The organism is Nonomuraea sp. B19D2, from assembly GCF_040137845.1.
GTDB lineage: Bacteria > Actinomycetota > Actinomycetes > Streptosporangiales > Streptosporangiaceae > Nonomuraea.
The window spans coordinates 25054-41307 of sequence record NZ_JBEFAK010000040.1; the positions used below are offsets into that span (position 1 = coordinate 25054).

At 70.7% G+C, this 16254-nt stretch carries 15 protein-coding genes and 1 tRNA gene; 8 read left to right on the top strand and 8 right to left on the bottom strand.

Translation table 11 applies throughout. The features are described 5' to 3' along the window. The first annotated feature begins 58 nt into the window (after window positions 1-58). The 4 genes from dnaG (at window position 59) to rpoD (ending at window position 5263) form a co-directional block, all read left to right on the top strand. The gene (gene dnaG, locus ABN273_RS45060) at window positions 59-1900 is read left to right on the top strand and encodes a DNA primase (RefSeq protein WP_349455730.1); all 1842 of its coding nucleotides are present in this window, start codon (window positions 59-61) and stop codon (window positions 1898-1900) included. Between the two features lie 61 nt (window positions 1901-1961). After that, entirely contained in the window at window positions 1962-2939 is a 978-nt protein-coding gene (locus tag ABN273_RS45065; RefSeq protein ID WP_349455731.1) for a TolB-like translocation protein, read from the top strand. Between the two features lie 2 nt (window positions 2940-2941). After that, window positions 2942-3820 (top strand): WD40 repeat domain-containing protein, encoded by an 879-nt coding sequence (locus ABN273_RS45070; RefSeq protein ID WP_349455732.1) that lies wholly within the window; start codon window positions 2942-2944, stop codon window positions 3818-3820. 339 nt (window positions 3821-4159) lie between these two features. Beyond that, window positions 4160-5263, top strand: coding sequence for an RNA polymerase sigma factor RpoD (gene rpoD / locus ABN273_RS45075; protein WP_241563834.1), 1104 nt, complete (start codon window positions 4160-4162; stop codon window positions 5261-5263). 67 nt (window positions 5264-5330) lie between these two features. Here rpoD and ABN273_RS45080 read toward each other — a convergent pair whose 3' ends face one another. The 7 genes from ABN273_RS45080 to ABN273_RS45110 are packed head-to-tail and all read right to left on the bottom strand — an operon-like array spanning window position 5331 to window position 13552. Then, window positions 5331-6137 carry a transporter substrate-binding domain-containing protein gene (locus ABN273_RS45080; protein ID WP_349455733.1) on the bottom strand — a complete coding sequence of 269 codons (807 nt, stop codon included), beginning with the start codon at window positions 6135-6137 and terminating at the stop codon, window positions 5331-5333. Then, window positions 6134-7510 carry a GlnX family signal transduction membrane protein gene (locus tag ABN273_RS45085; RefSeq protein WP_349455734.1) on the bottom strand — a complete coding sequence of 459 codons (1377 nt, stop codon included), beginning with the start codon at window positions 7508-7510 and terminating at the stop codon, window positions 6134-6136. The genes ABN273_RS45080 and ABN273_RS45085 overlap by 4 nt, the downstream gene beginning before the upstream one ends. Continuing rightward, complete coding sequence (locus ABN273_RS45090; RefSeq protein WP_349455735.1) at window positions 7507-8136, bottom strand: FHA domain-containing protein; 630 nt, start codon at window positions 8134-8136, stop codon at window positions 7507-7509. The genes ABN273_RS45085 and ABN273_RS45090 overlap by 4 nt, the downstream gene beginning before the upstream one ends. Further along, entirely contained in the window at window positions 8136-9422 is a 1287-nt protein-coding gene (locus tag ABN273_RS45095) for a vWA domain-containing protein (protein WP_349455736.1), read from the bottom strand. The genes ABN273_RS45090 and ABN273_RS45095 overlap by 1 nt, the downstream gene beginning before the upstream one ends. Then, window positions 9415-10248, bottom strand: coding sequence for a PP2C family protein-serine/threonine phosphatase (locus ABN273_RS45100; protein ID WP_349455737.1), 834 nt, complete (start codon window positions 10246-10248; stop codon window positions 9415-9417). Before ABN273_RS45100 ends, ABN273_RS45095 begins: the two co-directional genes overlap by 8 nt. A gap of 8 nt (window positions 10249-10256) precedes the next feature. Beyond that, window positions 10257-12389 (bottom strand): tetratricopeptide repeat protein, encoded by a 2133-nt coding sequence (locus ABN273_RS45105; RefSeq protein ID WP_349455738.1) that lies wholly within the window; start codon window positions 12387-12389, stop codon window positions 10257-10259. Beyond that, window positions 12386-13552, bottom strand: a complete 1167-nt coding sequence (locus tag ABN273_RS45110) for a hypothetical protein (protein ID WP_349455739.1) — start codon at window positions 13550-13552, stop codon at window positions 12386-12388. The genes ABN273_RS45105 and ABN273_RS45110 overlap by 4 nt, the downstream gene beginning before the upstream one ends. A gap of 179 nt (window positions 13553-13731) precedes the next feature. Between ABN273_RS45110 and ABN273_RS45115 the strand changes: the two genes are divergently transcribed. The 3 genes from ABN273_RS45115 to ABN273_RS45125 are packed head-to-tail and all read left to right on the top strand — an operon-like array spanning window position 13732 to window position 15670. Then, entirely contained in the window at window positions 13732-13890 is a 159-nt protein-coding gene (locus ABN273_RS45115) for a hypothetical protein (RefSeq protein WP_349455740.1), read from the top strand. A 32-nt stretch (window positions 13891-13922) separates the two neighbouring features. Further along, on the top strand, window positions 13923-15197 hold the full coding sequence (locus ABN273_RS45120; RefSeq protein ID WP_349455741.1) for an amylo-alpha-1,6-glucosidase: 1275 nt from the start codon (window positions 13923-13925) through the stop codon (window positions 15195-15197). Further along, complete coding sequence (locus tag ABN273_RS45125; RefSeq protein WP_349455742.1) at window positions 15194-15670, top strand: hypothetical protein; 477 nt, start codon at window positions 15194-15196, stop codon at window positions 15668-15670. The genes ABN273_RS45120 and ABN273_RS45125 overlap by 4 nt, the downstream gene beginning before the upstream one ends. A gap of 24 nt (window positions 15671-15694) precedes the next feature. On the opposite strand, the gene ABN273_RS45130 is transcribed toward ABN273_RS45125, so the two are convergent. Beyond that, complete coding sequence (locus tag ABN273_RS45130) at window positions 15695-16012, bottom strand: YtxH domain-containing protein (RefSeq protein ID WP_349455743.1); 318 nt, start codon at window positions 16010-16012, stop codon at window positions 15695-15697. Between the two features lie 123 nt (window positions 16013-16135). Between ABN273_RS45130 and ABN273_RS45135 the strand changes: the two genes are divergently transcribed. Then, window positions 16136-16207: transfer RNA gene (locus tag ABN273_RS45135), tRNA-Asn, on the top strand. Window positions 16208-16254 lie beyond the last annotated feature (47 nt).

Genomic DNA, 16254 nt, shown 5'->3' on the forward strand with positions numbered 1-16254 from the left:
TCCCGTACCGCACCCGTAGTGGCCGGAAGCGTCGGTGGGGCGGAATAGACTCACCGGCGTGGCTGGCCGGATCCGTGATGTCGACATCGCGCTCGTACGCGAGCGTTCACCCATCGCCGACGTGATCGGCGAGCACATCCAGTTGCGCAACGCGGGGGGCGGCAATCTCAAGGGCCTGTGCCCCTTCCACGACGAGAAGAGCCCGTCCTTCAACGTCACCCCCGAGCGCGGGATGTTCTTCTGTTTCGGCTGCTCCGAGGGCGGCGACGTGATCACGTTCGTCGAGAAGATCGAGCACCTGTCGTTCGGCGAGGCGGTCGAGCGGCTGGCGCAGCGGGCCGGGATCCAGCTGCAGTACGAGCAGGGCGGCTACGTGCCGCGGCGCGACCACGGCGAGCGGGCCAGGCTGATCGAGGCGCACAAGGCGGCGGCCGAGTTCTACGCGGAGAAGTTGTTCGGTCCCGATGCGGCGGCCGGGCGGCGGTTCCTGTCGGAGCGGGGGTTCGAGCGGGCCGACGCCGAGCTGTTCGGGGTGGGGTACGCGCCCGCCGAGTGGGAGGCGCTCACGCGGCATCTCCTGGGGCGCGGGTTCACCGCCGAGGAACTGGTCAAGGGCGGGCTGGCCAAGGAGGGGCGGCGGGGGCCCATGGACCGGTTCAGGGGGCGGCTGATCTGGCCGATCAGGGACGCCACCGGGGATGTGATCGGATTTGGGGCGCGAAAGTTGCTCGATTCCGATGACGGTCCGAAATATCTCAATACGCCTGACTCGCCGCTTTACAAGAAGAGCCAGGTGCTTTATGGGATTGATCTCGCCAAACGAGAGATCTCCAAGCGGGCTCAGGCGGTGATCGTCGAGGGCTATACCGATGTGATGGCCTGCCATCTGGCCGGAGTGCCGACGGCGGTGGCCACGTGCGGCACGTCGTTCGGCGAGGAGCACATCAAGATCCTGCGCAGGTTCCTGCTCGACCAGGCCGAGTTCCGGGGTGAGGTGATCTTCACCTTCGACGGTGACGCGGCGGGGCAGAAGGCGGCGCTGCGGGCGTTCGCCGACGAGCAGAAGTTCGTCACGCAGACCTACGTCGCGGTGCAGGGCGACGGGCTCGACCCGTGCGACCTGCGCGTCAAGCAGGGCGACGCGGCCGTGCGGGATCTGATCGCGAGCAGGGAGCCGCTCTTCCAGTTCGCGATCAGGAGCACGATCTCGCGTTACGACCTGCGCAGCAACGAAGGCAAGATCGCCGCTCTGGACGCCGCCGCGCCGATCGTGGCCGGGATCAAGGACGTGGGGCTGCGTAAGCGGTACGCCATCGACCTCGACCGGTGGCTGGGGTTCATGGACGAGCGGTTCGTCATGCAGCGCATCGCCGAGGCGGCGGGCGCGCAGCAGGGCCGCCCGCAGCGCGCGCCCAAGGCCGCGCCCGTCGATCCGAGCGTGCGGGTGGAGGGCGAGCTGCTCAAGCTGGCCGTGCAGCGTCCCGCGCTGCTCGGGCCGCGCTTCGACGCGCTCGACCCGCAGGCGTTCACGGCTCCCGACCATGTGACGCTGCACAAGGTCATCGTGGCCGCAGGGGGTGTGGCCGCGGGTGCCTACGGCGGTCGCGAGTGGGTCGACCTGCTGCTCGAGCACGCGCACGCGGAGGGCGCCCGGGCGCTGGTGACCCGCTTCGCGGTGGAGCCGATCCAGGCCGACGCGCACGCCGAGGAGCGCTATGCCGGGGCCATGCTGGCGGCGATCGAGGCCATCGCGGTGGACCGGGCGATCGCGCAGGTGAAGTCGCGGATCCAGCGGCTCAATCCGGTGGAGGAGCAGCAGGAGTACAACAAGCTGTTCGGGGAGCTGGTGGCCCTGGAGCAGCAGCGCCGCGTGCTCCGCGACCGCGCCGCCGGGAGCTGACCCAGGCTGTTGTGATCCGTTCGTGATCAACCTTTGCGGCGGCGGGGTGGTCTAACCGGGCGTGAGAGTCAAGATCATCACCGCCCTGGCGGCGCTGGCGGTGGCCGGGGCCGCGCCCGCCGCGGCAGGCGCGGCGAAGGACCCGGTCATCAGGACCGCGCACCTGCCCAACTGCGGGGGCGACTACTTCATGCCCTGCAAGGGCGCCCCCTGGCACCTCTACCTCCGCGACGGCCGCTGGGTGAAGTTCCCCGACGCCGCCAGGTACGCCACCGAGGCCGACGGCAGCAGGGCCGACGAGGTCGAGGACGGTCCGGCTCCGTTCCAGGTCAGCGGGGACGGCAGCACGATCGCCTACGTCAGGGCCCGCGACGGCCGGGTGGTCGTCAAGCGGTGGCCCGGCGGCAAGGCGACCGTCCTGCCCGCCTACGGCAAGGGCGTGGGCACCAAGTACATCGAGCTGCAGCTGTCGCCCGACGGCAGCCGCCTGCTGGTCGCCTACCCCGAGGCGGCCAAGAAGCGGCCGGGGCTGGTGGTGGACGCGGCCGACGGCACGACGCTGGCGACGATCCCGGCGGGCGACGTGCCCATGGGGTTCAGCGCCGACGGCGACGAGGTGCTCGCGACGAGGCAGAAGTCCGACAACACGGTCGAGCTGATCGCCCATTCACTCGGCGGCGAGCCCGTCGCCGACACGCCGCCCCAGGTGGTGGTCTCCATCCACGCCAGCCTCGCGCTGGCGGCGGACGGTCACACAGTGCTGGTGCTGTTGCCGACGACGGACAAGCGGCCCGAGCAGGTGCGCGCCTATGACCTCCAGGCCCGCGGCTGGGCGGGGAAGGCCAAGGCGATCAAGCTCAAGCCGGCCACGCAGGGCCTGGGCTGGGGGCCGCGCGGGCGGCTGGAGCTGTATCGGGGCGACGGCTCCGACGAGGAGGGCCGGTGGACCACCTGGGTCTACGCCCTTGACGCCGCCACGGGCGCCATCAAGCAGCTGGACAAATACACGATCTTCGCGGGGGTGCCGAAAAAGCGATGAGGATGCGCATTGCCGTTGCGGCCGGGCTTTTGCTGCCGTTCGCGATCATTCCAGCCGCCCAGGCCAAGAGTGACCCGATCCGGTACGCCGTACCGCTCAAGTCCGGAAAGTTGCGGGTGGTGCTGCGGAGCGGGGCCACGCGGACGCTCAAGGCGCTGGGAGAAGGCACGACACCGGTCGCGGTGAGCGCGGACGGGACCCGGGCGGCGTACTTCAGGCCCAAGGACAGAGCGCTCGTCACCTACCCCGCGGGCAGGCGCATCGGGTCGTTCAGACAGCCCAGGAACAAGGTCGGCGTGGACGAGACGCGGCTGATGTTGTCGCCGGACGGCAGGCGGCTGGCGTATTTCGACAACGACGGGACCCATTGGGCGCGGGTCTTCGACACCGGCACGGGCAAGAGCATCGGCACGCTCCCGGCCCCCTTCCACCTGTGGGCCGCCGGGTTCAGCGGCGACGGCGGCGAGGTGCTGCTGGTCAAGAACAGCGGCCCGACCACCGACGTCATCGTCACGGACCTGCGCGGCCGCGTGCTCCGCCGCGGCACGCCGCCCCAGATCGTGGGCCACAACCTGCCCGAGGACGACAGCGAGGGCAAGGTCGCGGCGCTGGCGGCCGACGGGCGCAGGATCGTCGTCTACGTGCCGGGCGAGGCCCCGGGCCTGGTGGTGTACGACCTGGCGACCCGGAAGGCCGGCCGGCGGCTCCCGCTGAAACAGCGGCCCGCCGCCGCCACCTGGACGGGAGACCGTGAGGTGACGCTCCGCGTGGACGACGGGAAACGGACACAGCGCCTCAGAATCGACGTGGACACCGGCGCGAGCGAGGTCGCGGACGCGTACCGGACCCCCGAGAGCCGGGCGTATCACGCCGGTGGTTGATAACAGTTTGGCCGCGGTCGCAGGCGGCATACCAGGGGGGTCGACCGGGGAACTTGGCGCGGTCCACTACGTGACAAAGGCGCTGAAGAACGACGTCAGGGCAGCGAAAGAGTTGCGTCCGGCCGGGGGGTGTCGCCGGGCGCCTGAATCCAGACCGCGTAATTGACTTTACTTTCCTGATCAAACTCCGGCCAAACCTAAAAGCGATCTCAATTCGGTAAGCACGATCGCCTTACCTTCGGTGACAAAAATGGGTCTGCCATTTGATGGAACCAATACTGCAGACTGTCTCCCGTGGGTGCATCGGTGCTGCCAAGCAGTCCGCCATCGGTAGACCAGGTGGCGGACCTCGTCGCGAAGGGAAGGGAGCGCGGGAGCGTAACCGTCGATGACGTCGCCGCCGCGCTTGACCGGTCCGAGCTGCCGTCCGACGCGCTGGAACGCGTCGTGCGGATGCTCGCCGAGAACGGCGTGGAGGTCCTCGAGCCCCAGGGCGACGAGGAGTCCACCCGCGCCGATGAAGAAGACGTTGGCAAGCGGGCGCCGACCAGCGATCTGGTCCGTATATATCTACGGGAGATCGGCCGTGTGCCGCTGCTGACCGCCGAGGAGGAGGTGGAGCTCGCCAAGTCGATCGAAGCCGGCCTGTTCGCCGAGGACAAGCTGGCCAACGGGGTCTCGCGTCTGGCCTTCCCGGAGTTCAGGGAGCTGGTCTGGCAGGGCACCCGGGCCAAACAGCGGCTCATCGAAGCCAACCTCAGGCTCGTGGTGTCGATCGCCAAGCGATACGTGGGCCGCGGCATGTTGTTCCTGGACCTGATCCAGGAGGGCAACCTCGGGCTCATCAGGGCGGTCGAGAAGTTCGACTACACAAAGGGCTACAAGTTCTCCACCTACGCGACCTGGTGGATCAGGCAGGCGATCACCAGGGCCATCGCCGACCAGGCTCGGACGATCCGCATCCCCGTGCACATGGTGGAGACGATCAACAAGCTCGTACGCGTGCAACGCCAGCTCCACCAGGACCTCGGCCGCGAGCCGATCCCCGAGGAGATCGCCAAGGAGATGGACCTCCCTGTCGATCGCGTGGTGGAGATCCAGCGCATCGCCCAGGAGCCCGTGTCGCTGCAGTCGCCGATCGGTGAGGAGGACTCCGACCTCGGCGACTTCATCGAGGACGCCGACGCTGTCGTGCCCATGGAGGCCGCGGCCTTCATCATGCTGCAGGACCAGCTCGACGACATCCTGGCCACGCTCTCCGATCGCGAGCAGCGCATCATCCAGCTCCGCTTCGGCCTGGCCGACGGGCATCCGCGCACGCTGGAGGAGGTGGGCAGGGAGTTCGGCGTCACGCGGGAGCGCATCCGGCAGATCGAGTCGAAGACCCTGGCCAAGCTCCGCCACCCGACGCGCGCGCAGATGCTCAGGGACTACCTGGACTGATCCGAGGAAACGGGCCCGGGCGAGTGCCGCCCGGGCCTGTCCCATGCTCAGCAGCAGCCCTCGAACCTCAGGAGCAGCCCTCGAACTGCGGCACCGCGATGGTCGACAGGTCCAGCCCTGACGTGCCGAACCACCGGTGCAGCAGCCTGCTCGCCGTCCCGTCCTGGTACATGTCGGTGATCGCCCGGTTGACCGCCTCGCACCCCGGCACGTCGCTTCTGCGCATGCCCACGCCGGTGCGCTGCTCGTTGAACTGCGCGTTGGCCAGCTTCAGCCCCGTGCCGTCCTGGTTGGCCAGCCCCGCCAGGATGACGTCGTTGGTGGTGACCGCGTCCACCCGGTTGCTCTTCAGCGCCGCCAGGCACGTCTTGTAGTCGTCGAACGGCACGAGCTGCGCCGCCACCTCCCGCTCCTTCACGACCCGGTCGGCCGCGTTCGAGCCCTTGACGTTGCAGATCCTGCGGCCCTTGAGGTCGCGCACGTTCTTGATCGTCTCGTCGGGCCGCTGCAGGATGTCCTGGTAGGAGATGTGGTACGGCCCCGCGAAGAGCACCTCCTTCTTGCGCTCCTGGTCGATCGTGAACGTGGCCAGCACCAGGTCGGCCCTGCCGTCGGTGATGACCTTCTGCCGGTCGGCGGCCAGCACGGGGATATAGGTGGCCTCCTTGCCCAGCTTGCGGGCGATGTAGGCGGCCACGTCCACGTCGAAGCCCTCGAACCTGCCGTCGGGCCGGCGGAACCCGACCGACGGCAGGTCGGGGCGTACCGCCACGACGATCTTCTCCTTGTCCAGGACCGATTCCTGCCCGTCCGTCCCGCAGCCCGCGGCCACCGTCGCGACCAGGGCCAGCACCACCATCAGCGCCCGCTTCACCGGTACTCCTTGAGTCGTGGCCACACGCCCGCCATGACCAGCAGGCCGATCCCGCCGATGGCGAACGGCAGCAGCCGCCACAGGTTGTCCAGCGCGCTCTCGCCGCTCGCGATCGCCCGCGTGAACTGGGCCTGGTGCCTGGCGGACAGCGACAGGAGCGCGCGGTCGTACGCGTCGAACGCCGTGGTCACCGGGCCGAGCCGCTCGGCGACCGCCTCATTGGTCTTGCCGCTCGCCACCAGCTCCCGGAACTTCGTGTCTGAGGCCTGGAAGGCCCGGTACGCCTCCAGCGCGTCGGTGCCCTCCTTGCCGACGAGCTCGGGTCCCAGCATGCCGAGGAAGCGCCTGGAGCCCGTGGCGACCTGGTCGTGGTAGGTCCGCAGGTTGCCCGCCTTGAAGTAGACGACCGACATCGCCTTGTCCAGGAACGTGTGCTCGTAGGTGTCGGCCCACTCCTTGTCCAGCAGGTAGCGGCTCTGGTCGCCCTGCATGCTGTTGCTGATCGAGCGCGCCTTGGCGAGCGTCAGCACCGAGTCGAACCCGGCCGACTTGGCCTCACGCAGCGCGGCCTCGTCCGTGCTGAGCACGTTCATTCCGGAGATCAGCGCGACCGCGGTCGTCACGGTGGCGACCAGCAGCGCCGGCCCGAAGACCCGGCGGAAGCGATGCGCCAGGAAGATCTGCAGCCAGACCAGGCAGCCCAGTGCCAGGAGCCCGGCCAGCACCACCGCAACCCGCAGGAGCGGCACCATGACCGCCTTCTCGTCATAGGTCGCGCGCACGATCGTGCCGGTCTCCAGGGTCAGGTTGTACGCCTGGGGCAGCAGCTCGACCCGCATCAGCTTGGTGGCCTCGCGGTAGGTCAGCACCACCTCCTGGGGAGGCGGCCCGGGCGCGTGCTTGGACCGCTCGTCGAGCAGCAGCGCCTGGCCGGCCAGCCGTTCGTAGCGGCCCAGCTTGTCGAGCACCGACCGCACGGTCTCCCGCTCGGCCTTGGTGTCGGCCAGAGAGAGCGCCTGCATCAGTGCCCCATTGGCCTTGGACCGCTGCTGGTCGTAGCGGTCGAGCGCCTGCTTGCGCTGCGGCGCGTACTGGTCGCCCATCACCAGCACGTTGGCCACCTGCGCGTCCATGTCGCTCAGCCCCAGGTAGAGATCGGCGGTGGCGACCACCTGCGGTCCCGCGTCGCGCCCGATGACCTGCAGGCCGTCGCGGGCGCTCATGCTGCCGACCGCGAGCGCCGCGAAGAGCAGGGCCAGCGAGGCGACGGTGACGCCGGTGATGACCCGGATCCTGCCGGGCACGCTCCGGCGCACGGGAGCCGGAGCGGCCTGCGCGACGGGCGCCTTGGGCTGGGGCTGCACCAGGGTCACGGCGTGCCCTCCCTGATGGTGATGACGGTCCACGCGCCCAGGTGGATCTTGTCGCCGGGGCCGATCCTGACCGGCACGTTCACCTTGACGGCCTTGCCGTTCACCTGGGTGCCGTTGGAGGAGCCGGGGTCGACCAGCGTCCACGAGCCGTCCGGCTGGGCCAGCAGCACGGCGTGCAGGTGGGAGACGCCCGGGTCCTCGGGCGGCCCGGTCAGGTCGATCTCGGGGGCCAGGTTCCTGGCCCTGCTGCGCCGTCCGATGCGTACCTGCTCGCCGACCAGCGCGAACGAGCGCTCCGGGCAGTACGGCGGGAAGGCCATCGCGGCGGCGTCGGGGCCGCCCTCGGCGACGACCTTCTCGTAGTACGTGCGGTCGGCGGCGGTGACGGCCTCCCACTGGGCCCCGCTCAGGGGGACGGAGACGGGGGCGCCGCCGCCGGTGTAGTCGTGGCCGCACACCTCGCAGAACTGCCCGGCGCGCGGCGCCTGGCAGACCGGGCACGACTCGGCCGCCGGGACCGCGGCCTGGGCCTGGGGTTGAGGTGCGGGCGCGCCGGTCATCTGGGCGCCGCAGACGTCGCAGTAGTCGTCGGCACCCGACGCGTGCCCCTGCGGGCAGGTGGCCATCAGCTTCCTTCCTTGCGCAACCGGCTGGTACGGACGGAGCCGGTGTCGAGCTCGAGCTCGTCCGCCTTCTCCACGTTCCTGCGTAGCCTGGCCGTGCCGGTGGCCGGATCGACCTCGACCACCTTCTCCAGCAGCCTGGCGGTGTCCTCGCGCCCCGAGTGGGCGGCCAGCTCCTTGGCCTTGGCCAGGCGGGCTGTCGCGGTGTCGACGTCGCCCATCGCCCTGGCGCTGAGCCCGTCCTGGATGAGCTCGTGCAGCTCGGCCTGGCCGGTGTAGTGGGCGACCTTGTTGTTGATCCGGGTGGACGCCGCCAGGTCGTCGGTCCACTGGGCGAGCACGTTCCCGCTGGCCAGGACCTCCTGGGTGTCGGGGCGTACGAGCTTGACCCAGCCGGCCCTGATCTCGTGGCCGATCTGACCCGGCGGCACCTCCACGCAGATGTGGTACTCGCGCTCCTCGGCGCCCCACGAGCCGGTCGGGTAGTCGCCGGTCAGCGGGTTCACGTCGGAGCGCTTGCCGGTCAGGTCGAGCAGCGTGGGGGAGACCTGCTTGACGAACTTGAGCGTGGCGGTCTGCGGCACCCACACCCGCAGCGACAGCTCGGCCACGGTCTTGCTCATCGACGTCTGCGTCAGCCTGCGGAAGTACTCGGACAGATCCCCTTGGTTCCGTACGAAGTCAAATGTGCCGAGCATCGCCTCGGAGACCTTCCGCAGCTCCCCGGGCACCCAGTCCTCGCCGATCCCCAGCGAGTCGCACACGAACTTGCCGCTCCAGGCCGCCAGCACGGACGCGAACACGTCGGTGCGCTCGTTGTTCTGGCCGTCGGTCATCAGCAGCGCGTGCCTGATCGCCGACGGGTGCGCCGACAACAGGTGGCCCGCCAGCTTCAGCCACTCACCCATGGCGGTGCCGCCGTGCGCGGACAACCGGCTGATCGCCCGCTCGGCCTCGGCCCTGGTGGCCGGGCCGGCCTTGACCAGGTTGGCGTTGCCACCCGGGTAGACCACCTTGGCCCGCTCCGTGCCGGCGATCACCGCGAAGTGGACCCCGTCACGCAGGGTCCGCACGGCGGTCACGGCCGCCTGCCTGGCCTCGCGGATCTTGCCACCGCTCATCGAGCCGGACGTGTCAATGATGATCACTTCGGCGGCCTCCGCGGTCACGGACTGCGTGGTCACGCCGCCCGTGGAGCCGACCGTGAGGATGGCGTGCACCTCGCGGCCGTCGGTCGGGAGGTACTTGTTCTGGTCGATGGTCAGGGTGAAAGTGGGCTGGTCACCCATGCGTTACTCCTAGGGGGATCAAGGCGATGGTCACGTTGTCCTGGCCGCCGGAGTCCAGCGCGTGGCGGAGCATCTCGCGGGCCATCTCGATGGGGGTCCCGGTGCTGGGGAAGGCGTAGCCGTCCAGGTAGCGCCACAGGCCGTCGCTGCAGACGAGCAGCAGGCCGGGCTCCTCCGGGGTGAGGGTGCGTACGTGGAGCGCGACGTCGACGGCGTCGGCGCCGAGCCAGGCGGTGATCTCGCCGGTCTCGACGGCGTCATCCTCAGTCAGCAGGGTGCTGTGTCTCTGCTGGGAGCGCGGCAGCCAGTAGGCCCGGGTGTCGCCGGCCCAGCCGAGCGTGATCCGGCCTCCCTCGACGACCGCGGCGATGTACGTGCTGGCGGGCGCGTCGTCCACGGACGTGGCGAGCTTGGCCACCGCCCGCCCGGCCAGGTCGAACGCCTCCTCCGGCGGCAGCCCCCTGACCAGCGCGGCGGAGGCGGTCTCGACGGCCACCGCGGACGCCTCGTCGGCCCTGGGCGAGCTGCCCACGCCGTCGCAGATCACGGTCACGATCGCAGCTCCGGACGCGAGCAGGGCCATCGCGTCCTCGTTGCGGCTGCGGCGCAGCCCCTTGTCGGTGAGGGCCGCCGCGCCGCCGTCGAGCACGATCTCCGCGTGGTCCCTGCCGGTGGGCTGGCGCAGGCCGCACCGCTCGCAGTAGCCCTCCGCGTCCACGGCGTGCGCGCCGCACGACGCGCAGGCCGGCGCGCCCAGGGTGTGGCCGCACGCCTCACAGTAGGTGTCGCCCGCCAGCACGGGCGCCTCACACACAGGGCAGTTCATGGCGCCCATCACAACCAGGTCCTAGGTCGTACCGCGTTCGCCTGGTCGATGAGCGCGTGGCGCTCCTGGCGTGACTCGGCCGCGACCGCCAGCTTGCGGTAGATCGACTCGAGCCGCTTGCGCAGCCCCGTCTCGGTGAACGGCGCGCCGGCCAGTTGCGCGCCCTTCGGCGGCGAGCCCGTCTCGAGCCAGGTCAGCGCCGACGTGAGCAGCTCGGCGGTGAGCACGTCGCGGCGGCGCGGGTCGAGGTCGGCCTGCCTGGCCAGCCGGTCGGCCGCGCCCACCAGGTCGTCCGTGACGAGCGCGGCCAGGTCGGGCCGCCGGACGACGGAGATCGCCTGCGCCACCTGCGCCGACACCCGGTAGATCGAGTGTGCGGGCACCTCGTCCAGCACGCTCATCCTGCCCGACCTGGCCAGCCCGAACGCCGCGCTCACGTAGGAGTGATCGGTCCGCCAGACGCCTCCGTACCAGGTGGCCGCCGGCTTGCCCGCGCATTCCAGCGCGAACGCCAGCGCCAGCTTCGGCGCCAGCTCGCCGGGCAGCGCCGACAGGCACCAGTCGAACATCGACACGGCCTGGTCGCTCTGCCCCGCGGCCAGCGCCAGCACCCCGCGGTACCAGGTCACCCGCCAGTCGCCGGGCAGCTCCTGCTCCAGCTCACTCAGCGCGACCGGAGCCTCGGCCGCGCCCTCCTCCGCCAGCAGCCTGGCCCGCATCAGCTTCGTCTCGGGCGTCTGCGGCATCGCGGCGAGCTGGTCGATCAGCTCCTTGCTGTCGCGGCCGAGCAGCCCGGCCAGCGCGCCCGCCGCCGGGTCGGCCGGATCGACCAGCGGCACCGGCAGCGCGCCCGCGACCGACGCCGGGTCGAGCGGCCCGAACACCTTGTCGCCCGCCTCCGACAGCGCCGTGCCCACCGCGGCCCGCTCGGGCCCGAACATCGGCGAGGGCGCCGGGTACGGCACGCCGTCCTCGAGGGCGCTCACCTCCCGCAGCACCCCGATGAGCTGCTCCTCCATCTCCTCCGCGCTCTGGAACCTGTGAGCGGGATTGACGGCGGTCGCCTTGCGCAGCAGCCGGGTGAACGACGGGTGCCCGCAGTCGTCGGGCAGCGGCGTGGCCACGCCGTTGGCGTACGGGACGAAGCCCGGGACGGCCAGCACCGCCAGCGTCCTGGCCACGGTGTAGAGGTCGGCGGTGGCCGCGGCGGAATGGGACTCCACCTCGGGGCCGTGGTAGCCGGGCGTGGCCCATCCGGAGCCCGGCGGCGAGCCGATGGGCAGCACCGCGCCCAGGTCGATGAGCTTGAGCCGCTTGCCGACCCTGATCACGTTGGCCGGCTTGAGGTCGCAGTAGACCATGCCGTGCTCGTGCAGGTACGCGAACGCCTGCAGGATCTCCCGGCCGTACATCAGGGTCTCGCGGAGCGGCAGCGGGCCCTGGCGGCGCAGCTCGTGCAGCGACTGGCCGCCCACGTACTCCATGACGATGTAGCCGAAGCCGCCGGAGCGCTGGAAGTTGAGGATCTTGACGATGTTGGGGTGGTCGACCGTGGTGAGGAACTTCCGCTCCGCCTCCGCCGCCGCCAGCGCCTCGGCGTCATTGGTGTTGAGCAGGCCCTTGAGCACCACCCACATGCCGTCGAGGTTCTCGTCGGAGGCCAGGTAGATCCAGCCCAGCCCGCCGTGCGCCAGGCAGCCCAGCACCCGGTACTGGCCCGCCACCAGGTCGTCCTTGCCCAGCTTGGGGGTGAAGGAGAACTGGGTGCGGCAGTGCGGGCAGAACCCGTCCGTCAGCCCGGCCCGCCCCTCCCTGGACCGGCCGACCTCCTTGCCGCACGCCGGGTTGGCGCAGTACCGCTTGTCCTCGGGCACCGCGGGGTTCGGCATGACGGCCGTGGTCGGGTCGCGGTAGGGCACCGACGGCAGGTCGGCGATGGTGGCCAGCCTGCCGGCCCGCGACCGGCCGCTGCTCACCGGCGAGGTGACCGACCTGCTCACCGGCTGCGTCTGGAGCGGCATGGAGGCGATCGGGGCGGAGGGCTGGGAGGCAGGTGCGGGCGCGCTCGCCGAGTGGCCGCACAGGTCGCAGTAACCGTCCTCAATCGTGCCCGTGCAGCCGGGCTGCGCGCAGCGGGTCATCCCTTACCTCCGTGAATCGCGCGCTGGTACGTCTCGACGGCCGCCGCCGCCTTCGTCAGGTCGCAGGGCGCGCTCCACAGCAGCACGCGCGCCCGTTCGTACAGCTCGGCCGCCGCGGGGTCCTCCGCCAGGCCCTTGCGCACCGCCATCACCTGGCAGGCGCCGAGCCGCCCGCGCAGCTCGTCACGCCTGCCGACCAGTCCGTAGAGCGCCTTGGCCGTGGCCAGCGACTGCTCGGCGGCCTTGCGGGCCTCGTCCTCCAGCCCCGCCAGCCGCTTGGCCCGCAGCACCCAGGTGTCGGCGGAGGCGTCGAGCGCGTCCAGCTCGGCGGCCAGCGGCTCGGCCCGGCTCCGCGGCTGGGCCTGGGGCGGCAGGGCTATCTTGACGACGACCGCGCCGTGGGCCAGCCGGGCCTCGCTCTCGGCCGCCCGGACCCGGTCGAGCGCGGCCACCAGGTCCTCCCTGCGCCTGCCGTACTCGGCCTTGACGGTGAGCGCCAGCTCCAGCTCCGTCCGGGAGCCGGCCAGCAGCCGGGCCAGCCGGTCGAGGTCCTGCTCGACGGGCGCGCCGAGGGGGTCTTCGAGGAACGAGGCGCGCAGGCGCCGCAGCTCGACCTCCTGCGCCGTCAGGTCGGCGCTCTCGCCGAGCTCACGTTCGAGGTCGCGGATGCGGCGCAGGTCGTTGTCGGCGCCGTCGAGGCGGGGCAGCACGGTGTTCCACACCGCGTCGATGTCATTGAGGGCGGAGGTGACCTCCCGGAAGGCGGCGTCCATCCGCGCCACGGTCTGGTCGAGGGTCAGCCGCTCGTCCTTCTGGGGGAGCAGCGAGCGCTGCTCGACCGGCTTGGCCGCGGCCCGCAGCACCACGGACGTGCCCGCGAGCAGCTCGGTCAGCTGCTCCAGCTGCTCCGCGCCCGGCCTGGAGCGGGCGGCCCTGATCTGCTCGGCGTCGCGCAACACGGCCCGGTACGCGTCGTTCAGCGACCACAGCGTGGCCAGCGACTCCTGCGCCGCGGCCCATCTCCGCTGGGTCGCCCCGCGTAAGGAGGCTCCCTTGAGCAGCTGGTAGGTGGTGTGGGATTCGAGATCGAGCAGGTCGCCGGAGATACGGTCGCGTTCGTCGGCGCGAGCGCGCAGGGCGTGCTCGACGCCCTCCCTGCTCATAGGTGGTCCCAGGCTCATCACGCTCCCCGTGAAGCGGGCCCCCGATGCCCCCTTGGTCCTACCAGCTAAACGGGGGATTCGGCCGGTTGGTTCCAAGGGTCGGGGTCACCCCTGACTTGTCCCTGATTCAACCCTGCCTCGCCTGCAATCCGCTTAAAGGATCTCTTACCGTTGCAGACATGGGACGAATTCTGCTGATTGTCGCGGCGATCGTGGCCGCGCTCGTACTCCTCGGCCCCCTCCTGGGCTTCGCCCTCACGCTGCTCAAGTGGGGCCTCATCATCGGCGCCGTGGCGTTCGGCGTCATGCTCCTGACGAAGTGGGCCAGAAGAACATAGCTTCCTGCGGCATCCGCGGTCATAGTTGGGTGATGGAGGCGCGGCCGGCGGTCGACGATGCCGCGCTCGGGCGCGAGGCGCTGGCCGTGCTCGAGGCGAACTGGACGGGCAGTGGCACCGTGCCCGCGCCAGGTCTCTATCCGCACCAATGGAGCTGGGACTCCGCGTTCGTCGTCATCGGCCTGGCCAGGCACCGGCCCGACCGGGCCCGCGACGAGCTGCTCAGCCTGTTGCGGGGGCAGTGGGCCACCGGAATGTTGCCGCACATCGTCTTCCACACGCGAGAGGCATACTTCCCGGGTCCCTCCGTGTGGCGCTCGCAGGAGCACGCTGCCGCGCCACACGTGCTCACCTCGGGGCTCACCTCACCACCGATGCACGCGCTGGCCCTGTGGTGGCTCTACCGGCACACCGGCGACGTCGCCTTCGTCAGGAAGACCTACCCGGCGCTGGTCGCCCAGCACGCCTACCTGTCCACGGCCCGCGACCTCGGCGGCGCGGGCCTGGCCGCGATCGTGCACCCCTGGGAGTCGGGCATGGACGACAGCCCCTCCTGGGACGACGCGCTGGCCGCACTGCCCGTGATCAGGTACGGCTACCGCAACGTCGAGCTGGACGAGCGCCACCCGGACAGCGACCACGACCGCTATGTCTGGCTCGCCATGCGTTACCGGGACGCCGGATACAGGGCCGAGTACCTGCGGGACGAGCACCCGTTCGCGATCGAGGACCCGATGTTCAACGGGATCTGGCTGGCCTCCTGCCAGGCCCTGGCCGAGTTGGCGCCCCTGGTGGGCGCCGACCCCGTGCCGCACGCCGAGCAGGCCGACCGCATCAGGCAGGCCATGCTCGACCGCCTCTGGGACGGCTGCTTCTACGCCCGCGACCTGCGGACCGACCGGCTGATCCGGGTGTGCACGGTGGGCGCCTTCGGGCCGCTGCTGGATCCGGGGCTGCCCAGCGACCGCCTGCACGCGGCCGTGGAGGTGCTGGAGTCGGCCAGGTTCATGGGGGCCACCGGCTATCCGGTGCCGAGCTGCGAGATCCGCGCCGCCCAGTTCGACCGTACGCGCTACTGGCGCGGCCCCTCCTGGGTGAACACCAACTGGCTGCTGCGCAGGGCCGCGGCCGTGCACTCGCTCGACCACCTCGGCCAGCAGCTCACCAACTGCACCCTGCGCCTGGTGCGGCAGGCCGGCTTCCGCGAGTGCTTCGACCCCTTCGACGGCAGCGGGCGCGGGTGCAGGGACTTCTCGTGGAGTGCGGCGCTCACCCTCGATCTGCTCGCCGATAACGTGGTGGAATGAGTTTTTTCCGCCGCCTGCCCGCCGATGTGCGCAAGTCCCTGGACACCGAGCCGGGGGAGCGGGTGCTGACCTTCGCCGCCGGTGCGGCCTCCGGCTACGTGGTCGCCACGAACCTCGCCCTCTACCTGACGGACGGGACGCGACTGCCGTACGAGGAGATCGACAAGGCGTCGTGGGACGAACAGGGCGTGCGGGTGCTCACCATGGACGGCGCGTGGCACGTCGCGCAGGTCTCCGAGCCGCGGCTGGTGCCCGAGACCGTGCGGGAGCGCGTCAACTCCACGATCGTGGTCAACAAGCACGTCAAGCTGCCAGGGAGGGGCGGCGTGCGGCTGGTGGCCAGGCGCCGGCCCGGCGGGGAGGTGCTCGGCTGGACCTTCGTCTTCGACGACGGCCTCGACCCCGCGGATCCCGGCCTGCGCGCGCAGGCCGAACAGGCCCTTGAGGGGCTGCGGCGCAGCATGGGCGTCTGAGGCGCCCATGCTCCGCGCGTGAGATCAGTACGGGATGCCGCTCTCGCGGGCCTTCCTGTCCACGATGTCCTCATCCGGCCATCCCGTGCCCGCGTCCGGCTTGTGCCGGTCGGAGCTGAGGAAGGGGATGCGGTGCTGCAGCGTGTCACCCACCCTCGACCTCGCCATCCCCGCCAGCTTCGACGCCTGCGCGCCCACCACCCCGGCGACCTCCTGGACCCGCGGGTTGTCGGCCACGCGCTGCGCCGTCCGCTTGATCTGCTCGTACCGTTCGCGTCCCGCCCGGCTGCCCAGCACGTAGCCGATCGCCAGACCAGCAGCGAATGTCATCCGATAACGCATCTTGCACCTCCGCTGTCTCCGGCCCTACCCCGCTTACGATGCGACACGCACTCCAGGAGTGCGCTAATCTATTCCTGCGCACGGCGAAGGGGCCAACCCCCGGCGAAGTGCGCAGATGCACGATCCCGCGTAGCTCAACGGCAGAGCAGCCGGCTGTTAACCGGCAGGTTATAGGTTCGAGTCCTATCGCGGGAGCTCTGGTAGAGCTGAAAGACACACGGTTCGGGCCCCCTTCCTAGATC

Bases quoted from the DNA above. Each gene is read 5' to 3' on its own strand.
- ABN273_RS45105 (WP_349455738.1), bottom strand. From the start codon at position 12,389: ATGACCCGCTGCGCGCAGCCCGGCTGCACGGGCACGATTGAGGACGGT.
- ABN273_RS45095 (WP_349455736.1), bottom strand. From the start codon at position 9,422: ATGGGTGACCAGCCCACTTTCACCCTGACCATCGACCAGAACAAGTAC.
- ABN273_RS45130 (WP_349455743.1), bottom strand. From the start codon at position 16,012: ATGCGTTATCGGATGACATTCGCTGCTGGTCTGGCGATCGGCTACGTG.
- ABN273_RS45125 (WP_349455742.1), top strand. From the start codon at position 15,194: ATGAGTTTTTTCCGCCGCCTGCCCGCCGATGTGCGCAAGTCCCTGGAC.
- ABN273_RS45110 (WP_349455739.1), bottom strand. From the start codon at position 13,552: ATGAGCAGGGAGGGCGTCGAGCACGCCCTGCGCGCTCGCGCCGACGAA.
- ABN273_RS45090 (WP_349455735.1), bottom strand. From the start codon at position 8,136: ATGGCCACCTGCCCGCAGGGGCACGCGTCGGGTGCCGACGACTACTGC.
- ABN273_RS45100 (WP_349455737.1), bottom strand. From the start codon at position 10,248: ATGAACTGCCCTGTGTGTGAGGCGCCCGTGCTGGCGGGCGACACCTAC.
- ABN273_RS45115 (WP_349455740.1), top strand. From the start codon at position 13,732: ATGGGACGAATTCTGCTGATTGTCGCGGCGATCGTGGCCGCGCTCGTA.
- ABN273_RS45070 (WP_349455732.1), top strand. From the start codon at position 2,942: ATGCGCATTGCCGTTGCGGCCGGGCTTTTGCTGCCGTTCGCGATCATT.
- ABN273_RS45120 (WP_349455741.1), top strand. From the start codon at position 13,923: ATGGAGGCGCGGCCGGCGGTCGACGATGCCGCGCTCGGGCGCGAGGCG.